This is a genomic window from Streptomyces sp. NPDC002788, from assembly GCF_053592115.1.
Genome location: NZ_JBSFVB010000014.1, coordinates 244,072 through 257,079, shown reverse-complemented (window position 1 = coordinate 257,079; position 13,008 = coordinate 244,072). Strand labels below are relative to the sequence as shown.

At 70.5% G+C, this 13,008-nt stretch carries 10 protein-coding genes; 9 read left to right on the top strand and 1 reads right to left on the bottom strand.

From position 1 onward, the window contains the following. The first annotated feature begins 614 nt into the window (after window positions 1-614). From ACWD1U_RS26055 to ACWD1U_RS26025, 7 genes are all read left to right on the top strand, one after another. Window positions 615-2,240, top strand: coding sequence for a BCCT family transporter (locus ACWD1U_RS26055; RefSeq protein ID WP_451110972.1), 1,626 nt, complete (start codon window positions 615-617; stop codon window positions 2,238-2,240). A 270-nt stretch (window positions 2,241-2,510) separates the two neighbouring features. After that, window positions 2,511-3,596 (top strand): S-(hydroxymethyl)mycothiol dehydrogenase, encoded by a 1,086-nt coding sequence (locus ACWD1U_RS26050; protein ID WP_451110970.1) that lies wholly within the window; start codon window positions 2,511-2,513, stop codon window positions 3,594-3,596. After that, the gene (locus ACWD1U_RS26045; RefSeq protein ID WP_451110968.1) at window positions 3,596-4,231 is read left to right on the top strand and encodes an MBL fold metallo-hydrolase; all 636 of its coding nucleotides are present in this window, start codon (window positions 3,596-3,598) and stop codon (window positions 4,229-4,231) included. The genes ACWD1U_RS26050 and ACWD1U_RS26045 overlap by 1 nt, the downstream gene beginning before the upstream one ends. Window positions 4,232-4,795: 564 nt before the next feature. Then, a complete protein-coding gene (folP, locus tag ACWD1U_RS26040; RefSeq protein ID WP_451110966.1) occupies window positions 4,796-5,707 on the top strand; it encodes a dihydropteroate synthase in 912 nt (303 codons plus the stop codon). A gap of 170 nt (window positions 5,708-5,877) precedes the next feature. Beyond that, window positions 5,878-6,240 (top strand): bifunctional 3-phenylpropionate/cinnamic acid dioxygenase ferredoxin subunit, encoded by a 363-nt coding sequence (locus tag ACWD1U_RS26035; protein ID WP_037673830.1) that lies wholly within the window; start codon window positions 5,878-5,880, stop codon window positions 6,238-6,240. After that, window positions 6,237-7,400 (top strand): NAD(P)/FAD-dependent oxidoreductase, encoded by a 1,164-nt coding sequence (locus tag ACWD1U_RS26030; RefSeq protein WP_451110964.1) that lies wholly within the window; start codon window positions 6,237-6,239, stop codon window positions 7,398-7,400. Before ACWD1U_RS26035 ends, ACWD1U_RS26030 begins: the two co-directional genes overlap by 4 nt. Window positions 7,401-7,531: 131 nt before the next feature. Further along, the gene (locus tag ACWD1U_RS26025; RefSeq protein ID WP_451110962.1) at window positions 7,532-8,662 is read left to right on the top strand and encodes an aromatic ring-hydroxylating oxygenase subunit alpha; all 1,131 of its coding nucleotides are present in this window, start codon (window positions 7,532-7,534) and stop codon (window positions 8,660-8,662) included. 63 nt (window positions 8,663-8,725) lie between these two features. On the opposite strand, the gene ACWD1U_RS26020 is transcribed toward ACWD1U_RS26025, so the two are convergent. Continuing rightward, complete coding sequence (locus ACWD1U_RS26020; RefSeq protein WP_451110961.1) at window positions 8,726-9,523, bottom strand: IclR family transcriptional regulator; 798 nt, start codon at window positions 9,521-9,523, stop codon at window positions 8,726-8,728. A 157-nt stretch (window positions 9,524-9,680) separates the two neighbouring features. On the opposite strand from ACWD1U_RS26020, the gene betA reads away from it, so the two are divergent. Together betA and ACWD1U_RS26010 are read left to right on the top strand one after the other, a co-directional pair. Next, window positions 9,681-11,339, top strand: a complete 1,659-nt coding sequence (gene betA / locus ACWD1U_RS26015; protein WP_451110959.1) for a choline dehydrogenase — start codon at window positions 9,681-9,683, stop codon at window positions 11,337-11,339. Between the two features lie 195 nt (window positions 11,340-11,534). Next, on the top strand, window positions 11,535-13,004 hold the full coding sequence (locus ACWD1U_RS26010) for an aldehyde dehydrogenase family protein (protein WP_451110957.1): 1,470 nt from the start codon (window positions 11,535-11,537) through the stop codon (window positions 13,002-13,004). The last annotated feature ends 4 nt before the right edge of the window (window positions 13,005-13,008 follow it).

The following is a 13,008-nucleotide window of genomic DNA, read 5'->3' as shown; positions in this document are numbered from 1 at the left end:
CCCCGCTGTTGGGGGGGTGCTGTGCCGGGCCGGGGGGGTTGCCACGGGTCGTCCCCGGGTCGGGGGGGTCCGCCCGGCGCCGGCCTCACCGCCCTCACCCGGGGACGTGGCTGTCCGGCGCGAGCAAGGCCCGGTACGCGGCGGCGGCCCGGCTCTCGCCGAGACGGGCGAGCGCGTGGGTCGGGTGGAGGTGGTCGGTCGGTTCGTCCTGGTAGCTCGTGCCGTGGAGTGGGGCGAGGGCCGCGATGCCGAGAGAGGCGCCGAGTTCCAGCGCGGTGCCGTCGGCGCCGCCGGCGACGCCCGGCTCCCCTCGGGCGAGGCGGCAGGAGCCGCATGCCGGTCTCCAGCACGCCGTGACCGGGGGCCCTGGCGATGGCGCGGGGCGCCCTCGCGCCGCCTCACGTCAACGCTCGCCCTGACCGCGGTGGTACGGCCGCCGGCCCGACGCGGAGCCGGGTGGAAAAGGCCGGTGCACGGGGGGTTGACGGACCGGGACGCGACAGGAACTGTGTTGCACATCGAGCTCTGAGTTGCGTGGTGTGCACCGCGCGTCCTGTGCGGCGCTCTCGCAGGGACGCAGACCGACCACCCCCGTCCCCGTCGGAAGGCTGTGGATGAGTACCGCGACGACGAAGAAGACGACATCGGCTCTCGCGCGGGTGGATCCGGCCGTCCTCTATATATCTGTCACGCTGTCCGCCCTGTTCGTCGCTTGGGGGGTGTTCTTCACCGACAATCTCGCCACGGTCGCCGAGACGACGCTGGGCCGGATCATCGACAACTTCGGCTGGCTGTTCGTCCTGACGAGTTCCGGGTTCGTCGTGCTGGCGACGGTGCTCGCGTTCAGCCGGTTCGGCTCCATCCGGCTCGGCGGAGACGGGGAGCGCCCGGAGTTCAGCACCGCGTCCTGGGTGGCGATGATGTTCAGCGCCGGCATGGGGATCGGCCTCATGTTCTACGGCGCGAGCGAGCCGATCATGCATTTGGCCAGCCCGCCGCCCGGCTCCGCGAAGGCGGGCAGCGAGGACGCCGCCCGCCTGGCGCTTGAGTACTCGTACTTCCACTGGGCGATCCATCCTTGGGCGATGTACGCCGTCGCCGGGCTGGCGCTCGCCTACTTCGGTTTCCGCAAGAGTGGCAACGGTCTGATCAGCTCCGCCTTCCGCCCGCTGCTGGGCGACCGGGTGGACGGACCGCTGGGCAAGGCCATCGACATTCTGGCGATCTTCGCCACCCTCTTCGGTTCCGCCGTCTCCCTCGGGCTGGGCGCGCTCCAGATCAACCGGGGACTGACAGAGGTCTGGGGCGTCCCCGACTCCACCGTGCTGGCCGTCTCGGTCATCGCGGCCCTCACCGTCCTGTTCGTGCTCTCCGCTCTCTCCGGTGTGCACCGGGGCATCCAGTGGCTGAGCAACGGGAACATGATTCTCGCCGCCGTCCTGCTGCTCTTCGTCTTCTTGGTGGGCCCGACGGTGTTCATCCTGGAGAGCCAGACCGAGGCGTTGGGCGGCTACCTGGCCTCGCTGCCGAAGATGAGCTTCACCACGGGTGCCTTCGGTGGTGGCGAATGGCTCTCCGGCTGGACGGTCTTCTACTGGGCGTGGTGGATCTCCTGGACGCCGTTCGTCGGGACCTTCATCGCCCGCATCTCCCGCGGGCGTACCATCCGGGAGTTCATCGTCGGTGTGATCCTCGCGCCGAGCCTGGTGAGTGTCGTGTGGTTCGCGATCCTCGGCGGGACCGCCCTGAACCAGGAGATGCACGGCGGTCATCTGGCCGAGGCGGTCGCCAAGGGCGAGGAGGCGGGCCTGTTCGCCACCCTGCGGAACCTTCCCTGGTTCCCCGTCACCTCGGTCCTGGTGATCGTTCTGGTCGGCCTGTTCTTCGTGAGCGGCGCGGACGCGGCATCCGTCGTCCTCGGCATGCTCTCCTGCCGGGGCAGCATGGCCCCCGGTCGCCTCGTCGTGATCCTCTGGGGCGCGCTGACCGGTCTGGTCGCGGCCGTGCTGCTGCTGGCCGGAGGCCTGGAGGCGGTCAAACAGGTGGCCATCATCGCCGCGTTCCCGTTCCTCTTCGTGATGATCGGCCTGTGCGTCTCCCTCGTGAAGGCACTGCGCGCCGAGCCGGTCCCGGCCTCGTCGGCGGCACGGGAAGGCCTCGCCGACGCCGCCGGTGAGCCGGGGCCGGACGACGGTGTGCGGCCGGCCGAGGCCATGGCGGACTCGCAGCCCGCGGGCTGAGCTGATCGGCCCCGGCCGACCGGAGGAGCGTGGCTCGGCCCGGAACCAGACGCACGTAAGGGCCGCATCCCCGGAGGGGCCGAGGGGTGCGGCCCCTCATGTGCGCCTGCGGCGGGCCTCTGCGTTCCGGCGGATCCGGCCGAGTCGGTCCGGTTGGCGCCGACCCCTTGACCCTCGGCATGCTCCTCCATGATGCTCGGTTGCGTATAGCGGTGCGTGTACCGAATGAGGCAACGCACTCGCGAGGGTTTCCCGCTTGAGGAGCAGCTCATGGCCCACGAGGTTCGTGCCGTCGTCGCCCGGAAGAAGGGCGCACCGGTCTCGGTCGAAACGATCGTCGTCCCCGACCCCGGTCCGGGTGAGGCGCTGGTCAAGGTCGAGGCGTGCGGCGTCTGTCATACCGATCTCCACTACCGCGAGGGCGGGATCAACGACGACTTCCCCTTCCTCCTGGGGCACGAGGCGGCAGGCCGCGTCGAGGCGGTCGGAGAGGGAGTCACCGGCGTCGAGCCCGGCGACTTCGTCATCCTCAACTGGCGTGCGGTGTGCGGCCAGTGCCGGGCTTGCAGCAAGGGCAGGCCCTGGTACTGCTTCGCCACCCACAACGCGACCCAGCCGATGACGCTGCTCGACGGCACCCCGCTCTCGCCGGCCCTCGGCATCGGCGCGTTCGCGGAGAAGACGCTGGTCGCCGCCGGACAGTGCACCAAGGTGGACCCGGCGGCCCCGGCGGCGGCAGCCGGTCTGCTCGGGTGCGGCGTCATGGCGGGCTTCGGCGCGGCCGTGAACACCGGCGCCGTCGGCCGGGGCGACTCCGTCGCCGTCATCGGCTGCGGCGGCGTCGGCATGGCCGCCGTCGCGGGGGCGAGGCTGGCCGGGGCGAGCAAGGTCATCGCCGTCGACATCGACCAGCGCAAGCTGGACCGGGCCATGACCATGGGAGCCACCCACACGGTCGACGGGTCGAAGGGCGACGTCGTGGAAGCGGTGCGCGAGCTGACGGGCGGCTTCGGCGCGGACGTCGTGGTGGAGGCGGTCGGCCGCCCCGAGACGTACCGGCAGGCCTTCTACGCCCGAGACCTGGCCGGCACGGTCGTGCTGGTCGGCGTGCCCACCCCGGAGATGAAGGTGGAGCTGCCCCTGCTCGACGTCTTCGGCCGCGGTGGCTCGCTGAAGTCCAGCTGGTACGGCGACTGCCTGCCCTCGCGCGACTTCCCGGCCCTCATCGACCTGTATCTGGGAGGCCGTTTCGACCTGGACGCGTTCGTCTCCGAGACCATCGGCCTCGGTGACGTGGAGGAGGCGTTCGAGAAGATGCACCGCGGCGACGTGCTGCGCTCGGTGGTGGTGCTGTGATGGCCGGCTCACCGCGCATCGAGCACCTCGTCACCAGCGGGACCTTCAGCCTCGACGGCGGGACCTGGGACGTCGACAACAACGTCTGGATCATCGGTGACGACGACGAGGTGGTCGTCGTCGACGCGGCGCACGATTCCGACGCCGTCCTGGAGGCCGTCGGTGACCGTCGCCTGTCGGCCATCGTGTGCACCCACGCCCACGACGACCATGTGCGCGCCGCACCGGACCTCGCTCTGGCCACGGGTGCGCCGATCCTCCTGCACCCTGACGACCAGGTGCTGTGGAAGATGGTGCACCCCGGCCGGCGGCCCGACGGCCCGCTCGCCGACGGTGACGAACTCATGGTGGCGGGCATCGGCCTGCGGGTCCTCCACACCCCCGGACACGCTCCGGGTGCCGTGTGCCTGTACGCCCCCGAACTGGGCGCACTGTTCAGCGGTGACACGCTGTTCGCCGGAGGACCCGGCGCGACCGGGCGCTCGTACAGCGACTTCGGCACGATCATCGGCTCCATCGGTGACCGGCTGCTGACCCTCCCGGGCCAGACGGTCGTCCACACCGGACACGGCGAGACGACGACCGTCGAGGCGGAGGCACCGCACTTGGAGGAGTGGGCCGCCCGCGGCTGGTGAAAGGGGCGCCGCCCGGCCGGCCGGGGGCATCGAGTGCCCCCGTGTCTCCTCGCTCGAGACCCGCGAACGAGAGCCCGCCCCCGCCGGCCTGCCCGGGACCCCGTCGGCCCGCCCGGGTACCTGGCTTGCGTGCCGGTGCCCCGGCCGGCGTGCCGGTGTCCGGCCGTCGTGGCCGGGCCCTCGGGCGTCGTTGCCAGGAACGACCGTCATGACCGAGGAACACCCGCCCCGTCGGCCCACGGCCGAACCGCCATGCAGGCTCCTGCCTCGATGGCCCGCTCCGGCGGCGTCGTCGCCGCTGATCCGCGTGATGTGACCAGCGAACCCGCCGCCCTTGACTCCTGCGGCTTCCGGGCGGTCGTCGCGGACTTCGAAGGCCGCCCGGTCCGCGCGCGGTTCGGCCGACCGAGTCAAGGGCAGGTGCCCGCTCCGCGGACCGGCGCCCGGCGGGCGCCGACGGCCGGGTCTCGTGCTCGAACCGCACATTGCTCCTCTCTACGCAACGAGGTCGATCGGTCCCATGATGATTCCCGCACACCCCTTCGCCGACCCGCCCCGAGTCCCGTGAGCACCGCCGCCCGGCAAGGCCGGGCCGCTTCCGCGCTCCGACCGCGGGGTCTTCCCCGCCACGACCGGACCCTGGTGATGGGCATCGTGAACGTCACGCCCGACTCGTTCTCCGACGGCGGGCGGTGGTTCGACCCGGGACGGGCCGTCGCGCACGGCCTCGCGCTGCTCGACGAAGGCGCTGACATCCTGGACGTGGGGGGCGAGTCGACCCGTCCCGGCGCCGCGCGCCCGGCCGTCGAGGAGGAGCTGCGGCGCGTGCTGCCGGTCGTCCGTGAACTCGCCGCCGCGGGCGCGACGGTCAGCGTCGACACCATGCGGGCCGAGGTCGCCGCCCGCTCCATCGAGGCCGGCGCCGCCCTGGTCAACGACGTCACCGGCGGGCTCGCCGACCCGGCGATGCTGCCGCTGATGGCGCGGGCCCGTACGCCCTACGTGCTCATGCACTGGCGCGGGCACTCCGCGGGCATGCAGGCGAACGCCGTGTACGACGACGTCGTCACCGACGTGGTCGACGAGTTGCGGGCGAGAGTCGGCGCGGCCCTGGGTGCCGGGGTTCCGGCGGACTGTCTCATCGTCGACCCGGGGCTCGGGTTCGCCAAGCACGCCGAGCACAACTGGCGGCTGCTCGGCCGTCTTCGGGAGGTCGCCGCGCTCGGCCGGCCGGTCCTGGTGGGTGCGGCGCGGAAGTCCTTTCTGGGCCACCTGCTGGCGGACCCCGAGACGGGGCGGCCCCGGCCGGCGCACCTGCGGGACGCGGCCACCTCGGCGGTGTCGGTCCTGGCCGCCGCGCAGGGCGCCTGGTGCGTCCGCGTCCATGACGTCGCCGCGACGGCCGACGCGGTGCGCGTGACCGCTCGGTGGAGCCTCGAATCCGCCGCGACGCCGCTGCCGGTGCCCCGGTCCTGAGAGGCGCCTCCGCTCTCACCGGCGTTTCTCATGATGAAAGACGTTGCGTATCAAGCAACAGAAAATAGAGGCGTCCGTCGTCCCGCGAACTCCTTGACAAGGATTCGCGGACGCCCTCAAACTGGCGTTGCGTTCACCGCAATCCGTTTCGCTATACGCACCGAGGTGTCATGATGATTGCCGCGTGCCGTCTCGTGGATCTGCCCCGAGGCGAGGCCCACAGGCTCGACATCGACCCGCCGGTCTCGGTGTTCCACACCGATGACGGCGAACTCTTCGCCATCGACGACACATGCACCCACCAGGACGCCTCGCTCGCCGACGGCTGGCTGGAGGGCTGCGAGGTCGAATGCCCGCTGCACGCCTCGAAGTTCAACCTCAAGACGGGAGCCGTCGACGCCCCGCCGGCCAAGCTCCCGGTGCGCACGCACGAGGTCTTCGTCGAGGACGGCATGATCTACGTCCGGCTGTCCACGGCAGCCCCGAACCTGCCTCCCTGCATCGCCGCCCGGCTCGCCGGGGGCGTCGCGTGAGGACCGTGGCCGTGGTGGGCGCGTCGCTGGCCGGTCTGTCGGCGGCGCGCTCGTTGCGGAAACAGGGATACGACGGACGGCTGGTCGTCATCGGCGACGAAATCCATCGCCCGTACGACAGGCCGCCACTGTCCAAGGAGTTCCTGGCCGGCGGCATCGGCGAAGCCGATCTCGCGCTGGAGCCGGACGGCGAGGACCTGCAAGCGGAGTGGATGCTCGGGGCCCGGGCCGCCGGACTCGACGCCACGCCCCGCGCCGTGCGACTCGCCGACGGCCGGGAGGTGCGGGCCGACGGGATCGTCATCGCCACCGGCGCCGCCGCCCGGACCCTGCCCGGCATGGACGGACTGGCCGGTGTACACACCCTGCGCACACTGGACGACGCCCGCGCCCTGAGGGGCGAACTGGCCCAAGGCGGGCGGCTGGTCGTGATCGGCGGCGGCTTCATCGGGGCCGAGGTCGCTTCCACCGCCTCCGCTCTCGGCCTCGACGTGACCATCGTCGAGGCGGCGCCCACACCACTGGCCGGACCGCTCGGCCCGGCCATGGGGCGCATCGTCTCCGCCCTCCACGCGGACCACGGCGTACGTCTGCTGTGCGGTGTGGGCGTCAAGGGGCTGAGCGGCGAGAGGCGCGTCGACGCGGTCCTGATGGAGGACGGCGGGAGCATCCCCGCCGACATCGTGGTCGTGGGTGTCGGGGCCCGTCCCTGCGTCGACTGGCTGGCCGGATCCGGTGTCGCACTCGACGACGGCGTCAAGTGCGGTGCGGACGGCCGTACCAGCCTGGCCGGCGTCGTCGCGGTCGGCGACTGCGCCTCCTGGTACGACCCGCGTGCAGGCGCCCACCGCCGTGTCGAGCACTGGACCGGCGCCCGGGAGCGCCCGGACGCGGCCGTGGCCGCCCTGCTGTCCTGGGGCGAGTCCGAACCGGGCCTGCCCCGGCCTCCGTACTTCTGGTCCGACCAGTACGGCGTGAAGATCCAGTTCGTCGGCTACGCGGCCCGCGCCGACAGCGTGACGATCGAGGAAGGCAGCGCGGACGATCGCAACGTCCTGGCCGTCTACCGGCGTGCCGGACACCCGGTCGCCGTACTCGGGATGAACCAGCCGAAGCTGTTCATGCGCTGGCGCAAGCACCTCGCGGCCAAGACACCCTGACAGGGTCGCAGACCTCGCTCACACAGCCACTGTCGCGCACGAAGCGGCACTGCTCCTTACCCAACGACGTCCGGTGTCACTCGTCCCGGCGCGTGCATGCCCGATCCACGACGTTCCCCGAGGAGTGCACTGTGACCTCGACCGGCCTGCCGGAAAGCCTCATCGCCACCCTGCCCGGCTCCTCCTACACGGATCCCGCGATCTTCGCCCAGGAGCAGGAACACATCTTCGAGGCGATGTGGTTCTGCGCCGTGCGTTCCGCCGACCTGACCAGGCCCGGTGCCTACCGGACCGTGGAAGTGGGCCGCGAGAGCGTCCTGATCACCCGGTCACGGGACAACTCCATACGTGCCTTCCTCAACGTCTGCCGGCACCGCGGTGCCAAGCTCTGCACCGCGGAGACCGGCGAGGTCAAACGCGCCTTCCAATGTCCCTATCACGCCTGGACGTACGACCTGACGGGCAAACTCGTCGCGGCACCCAACCTCACCAAGATGCCCGACATCAGCCGCACCGAGTACGGCCTGGCAGCAGTGGCCACGCGGGAATGGCTCGGCTACGTGTGGGTGTGCCTCGCGGAGAACCCGCCCCCTTTCGACGAGGTCGTGGGGGATGTGGTCGCGCGCCTGGGCGACACGGAATCGATCGAGCACTACGACATCGACAACCTCGAAGTCGGTGAACGCATCGTCTACGACGTGAAGGCGAACTGGAAACTCATCGTCGAGAACTTCATGGAGTGCTATCACTGCGCGACGATCCACCCCGAGCTGACCGAGGTGCTGCCCGAGTTCGCCGACGGGTACGCCGCCCAGTACTACGTGGGACACGGGGCGGAGTTCGGCTCCGAGGTCAAGGGCTTCACCGTCGACGGCTCCGAAGGCCTCGACCGCATTCCAGGCGTCACCGAGGACCAGGATCGCCGCTATTACGCGATCACCGTCCGGCCGCAGGTGTTCATCAACCTCGTGCCCGACCATGTGATCTTCCACCGGATGTACCCGGTCGCCGCGGATCGCACCATCGTCGAATGCGACTGGCTCTACCTCAAGCACGTGGTCGAGAGCGGCAAGGACGTCAGCCGGTCGGTGGAGCTCTTCGACCGAGTCAACCGGCAGGACTTCGACGCGTGCGAGCGCTGTCAGCCCGCGATGAGCTCCCGGCTGTACGCCAAGGGCGGAGTCCTCGTGCCCAGCGAGCATCACATCGGTGAGTTCCACGACTTCGTCCAGCAGCGTCTGGGCGTGGGGCGGCCACGCTAGCGGCGGCTCACGGCCGACCGGCACCCGACGGGCACGGTGCCCGTCGAAGGCGGCGCGGCGGGATCAGCCCAGGTAGCCCATGCGATGGCTGATCTCGTCCGCGCCCTTGACCAGCACCGGAGCGAGGTCGTGCATACGCTCCTCGGTGAGCCGGTACGCCGGTCCGGAGGCGCTGATCGCCGCGATGACCTCTCCGTCCCTGTTGCGGACCGGGGCGGCCATGGCGTGCAGTCCGATCTCGAACTCCTCCAGGGTCCAGGAGTAGCCACGCTCGAGCGCCTCAGCGAGGTTCTTCTCGAGCTTGGTCTTCGCGGTCAGGGTGCGGGGGGTCACCTTCTTCAGGCCGGCCGCCGACAGCAGCGCGGCACGCTCCTTCGCCGGCATGTGGGCCAGCAGGATCTTGCCGCTGGAGGTGGCGTGCAGTGGCGTCAGCTCGCCGACCCAGTTGAACGCCGAGACAGCGCCCGGACCGCGCACCTGGTACAGGTTGATCGCGTAGTGCTCCTGCATCACGGCGAGGTTCACGGTCTCGCCGATCTCCTCGGCCAGACGCTCGCAGACCGGGCGGCTCTGCTGGGTGATGTCGATGCGCCCGGTGACCGCGCCGGCGAGGCGGACGATGCCGAAGCCGAGGCGGTACTTGCCACGCTCGCCTGCCTGCTCCACCAGGCCGCGCATCTCCAGAGCGCCGAGCAGCCGGAACGCGGTGGACTTGTGGACGTCGATCTCAGCGGCCACCTCGCTGACGCCGGCCTCGCCGCGCCGGGCCAGGATCTCCAGCACGGTGATGGCGCGATCTACGGACTGCACCCCGCCGGTCGGCGAAGTCGTCGTTTCGACACCTGGATCGTAGTTGCTCATGACGCAACTATACGGGCGTTAAACATAGCCGACAGCGGTGCAGGTCACGGGCTGGTTGCAGATTCGCAGAAGTTGCGTCGCTCGCAACCTGGTGCGCATAGAGATACAAGTACTAGCATGCCGCGCATTCTCTACGGCGCGACCGAGACGAGGCCCCATGGCTCACTCGCAGTACGACTTCGTCATCGTCGGTGGTGGATCGGCCGGCAGTGCACTGGCCAACCGGCTCTCCGCGGACCCCGGCAACCGGGTGCTGGTCCTGGAGGCGGGCAGGTCCGACTACCCCTGGGACGTCTTCATCCACATGCCCGCGGCACTGACCTACCCGGTCGGTAGCCGGTTCTACGACTGGAAGTACGAGTCCGAACCGGAGCCCCACATGGGCGGCCGGCGCGTGTACCACGCGCGAGGCAAGGTGCTGGGCGGTTCCAGCAGCATCAACGGCATGATCTTCCAGCGCGGCAACCCCATGGACTACGAGCGCTGGGCTGCCGACCCGGGCATGAAGACCTGGGACTACGCGCACTGCCTGCCGTACTTCCGGCGGATGGAGAACTGTCTCGCCGCCGACCCGGACGACGAGTTCCGCGGTCACGACGGCCCTCTCGTCCTGGAACGCGGCCCGGGGGCCAACCCGCTCTTCGAGGCCTTCCTGAAGGCCACCGAGGAGGCGGGCCACGCTCCCACCGACGACGTGAACGGCTATCGGCAGGAAGGTTTCGCCAGGTTCGACCGCAACGTCCACCGCGGGCGCCGCCTGTCGGCCTCCAAGGCCTATCTCAAGCCCGTGCGAAAGCGTCCCAACCTCACGATCAAGACGCGCGCCCTGGTCACCCGCGTCCTCTTCGAAGGCAAGCGGGCCGTCGGCGTCGAGTACCGGCGTGGCCGCGGCAGACCCCAGCGGGTGCGTGCCCGCGAAGTCATCCTCTGCGGAGGTGCGATCAACTCCCCGCAACTGCTCCAGCTCTCGGGCGTCGGCAACGCCGAGGAGCTGCGCGCGCTCGGCATCGACGTCGTACACGATCTGCCGGGTGTCGGCGAGAACCTCCAGGACCACCTGGAGGTGTACATCCAGTACGCCTGCAAGCAGCCCGTCTCCATGCAGCCGTACCTCGCGAAGTGGCGCGCCCCCTTCATCGGCCTGCAGTGGCTCTTCCGTACGGGCCCCGCCGCGACCAACCACTTCGAAGCGGGCGGTTTCGTCCGCGGCAACGAGGACGTGGCCTACCCCAACCTGATGTTCCACTTCCTGCCCATCGCGGTCCGCTACGACGGCTCCGTGCCCGCCGGCGGACACGGCTACCAGGTGCACGTCGGACCCATGTACTCCGACGCCATCGGCTCGGTGAAGATCAAGAGCAAGGACCCTGCCGAGCACCCCGCGCTGCGCTTCAACTACCTGTCCACCGAGCAGGACCGCCGCGAGTGGGTCGAGGCCGTCAGGGTCGCCCGCGAGCTGCTCAACCAGCCCGCCATGGCCCCGTACAACGCCGGGGAGGTCTCGCCGGGGCCGTCCGTCGAGACCGACGAGGAGATCCTCGCCTGGGTCGCCAAGGACGCCGAGACCGCGCTGCATCCGTCCTGCACCTGCAAGATGGGCACCGACGAGATGGCCGTCGTGGACCCGGCCAGCATGCGGGTGCACGGGGTGGAGGGACTGCGTGTCGTCGACGCGTCGGTGATGCCCTACATCACCAACGGCAACATCTACGCGCCCGTCATGATGATCGCGGAAAAGGCGGCCGACCTCATCCTCGGGAAGGACCCGCTGCCCCCGTCCACCGCCGCGTATTACCGGCACCGCCCCCTGCCGTAACCAGTAGTTTTCAGACAGCCGCTCGGCCCGGAAACAAGGCGTTCCGGGCCTGCCGGCGTCGCGTCCTCGTGGCTGTCTGCTTGGCGAAACCGTCACCCGTCAACCCCTTGACGTGGGGTGCCGCCTTATCCAGAGTGTTCCACCACAAGCAATGCGGTGCGCGATGCGCAACGTGATCCGCTCGAAGGGCCCGACGTGGCAGACCTGTACGTGGACGGAAAATGGCGGGATCCCGTGGCCGGCGGCCACCGGGACATCCGCTGCCCCGCCGACGGCACGCTCTCCGTGACCGTCTCCGAAGGTACCCGTCCGGACACCGAGGCGGCCATCGCCGCGGCCCGCCGGGCCTTCGATGAAGGGCCCTGGCCGCGCACTCCCGAGCGTGAGCGCGGCGCGCTCCTCCTGCGCACCGCCGACCTCCTCGAACGCGACGCCGACGCGTTCGCCCGCGCCGAATCGCTGGACACCGGCAAGCGGCTGGTGGAGAGCGAGTACGACATCGCCGACGTCGTCTCCTGCTTCCGGTACTACGGAGGGCTCGGCGGCACGGACGCCGGCCGGGTGATCGACACCGGCCGTGACGACGCCGTCAGCCGCGTCGTGTACGAGCCGATCGGCGTGTGCGGACTGATCACGCCCTGGAACTACCCGCTGCTCCAGGCGAGTTGGAAGGTCGCGCCCGCTCTCCTCGCGGGCAACACGATCGTTCTCAAACCCAGTGAGCTCACCCCCTCGACGTCCATCCTGCTGATGAAGGCCCTGGAGGAGGCCGGGCTTCCGGCCGGTGCCGCCAACCTCGTCCTGGGGACCGGGCCCGAGGCGGGCGCACCCCTCGCCGAGGACCCCGCCGTCGACCTGGTCTCCTTCACCGGCGGCCTGGACACCGGCAGACGCATCATGGCCACCGCCGCCGCGACCGTGAAGAAGGTCGCGCTGGAGCTCGGCGGCAAGAACCCCAACGTCGTCTTCGCCGACGCCGACTTCGATACGGCCGTGGACTTCGCGCTCACGGCCGTCTTCCTGCATTCGGGCCAGGTCTGTTCGGCCGGCGCCCGGCTGATCGTCGAGGACGCGCTGCACGACCGGTTCGTCGACGAGGTGGTCCGCCGTGCCCGGCGGATCCGGCTCGGCGGCCCCTTCGACCCGCGGGCCGAGACCGGCCCGCTGATCTCCGCACAGCACCTGGCGAAGGTCGAGGCGTACGTCGCGGCCGGTCTCGCCGAGGGCGCCGTCCTGCGCTGCGGTGGCGAACGCCCCGACGACCCGGCCCTGGCCGGCGGCCACTACTACCCGCCCACCGTGCTCGACGAGTGCGGTCAGGACATGAGGGTGGTGCACGAGGAGTCCTTCGGGCCCGTGCTCACCGTGGAGCGCTTCACCGACGAGGACGACGCCGTACGCATCGCCAACGACACCGAGTACGGACTCGCCGGCGCCGTCTGGACGCAGGACGCCGGGAAGGCCCAGCGGGTCGCCCGCCGGCTGCGCCACGGCACGGTGTGGATCAACGACTACCACCCCTATGTGCCGCAGGCGGAATGGGGTGGGTTCGGGTACTCCGGCGTGGGCCGGGAGCTGGGTCCGACCGGCCTGGCCGAGTACCGGGAGCCCAAACACATCTGGCAGAACATCCAACCCCGGCCGCAGCACTGGTTCCGCGGCTGAACGC

What these genes read in the sequence shown, in the direction of transcription:
- ACWD1U_RS26055 (WP_451110972.1), top strand. Translation starts at nt 615, where the DNA reads ATGAGTACCGCGACGACGAAGAAGACGACATCGGCTCTCGCGCGGGTG.
- ACWD1U_RS26050 (WP_451110970.1), top strand. Translation starts at nt 2,511, where the DNA reads ATGGCCCACGAGGTTCGTGCCGTCGTCGCCCGGAAGAAGGGCGCACCG.
- ACWD1U_RS26045 (WP_451110968.1), top strand. Translation starts at nt 3,596, where the DNA reads ATGGCCGGCTCACCGCGCATCGAGCACCTCGTCACCAGCGGGACCTTC.
- ACWD1U_RS26035 (WP_037673830.1), top strand. Translation starts at nt 5,878, where the DNA reads ATGATGATTGCCGCGTGCCGTCTCGTGGATCTGCCCCGAGGCGAGGCC.
- ACWD1U_RS26020 (WP_451110961.1), bottom strand. Translation starts at nt 9,523, where the DNA reads ATGAGCAACTACGATCCAGGTGTCGAAACGACGACTTCGCCGACCGGC.
- betA (WP_451110959.1), top strand. Translation starts at nt 9,681, where the DNA reads ATGGCTCACTCGCAGTACGACTTCGTCATCGTCGGTGGTGGATCGGCC.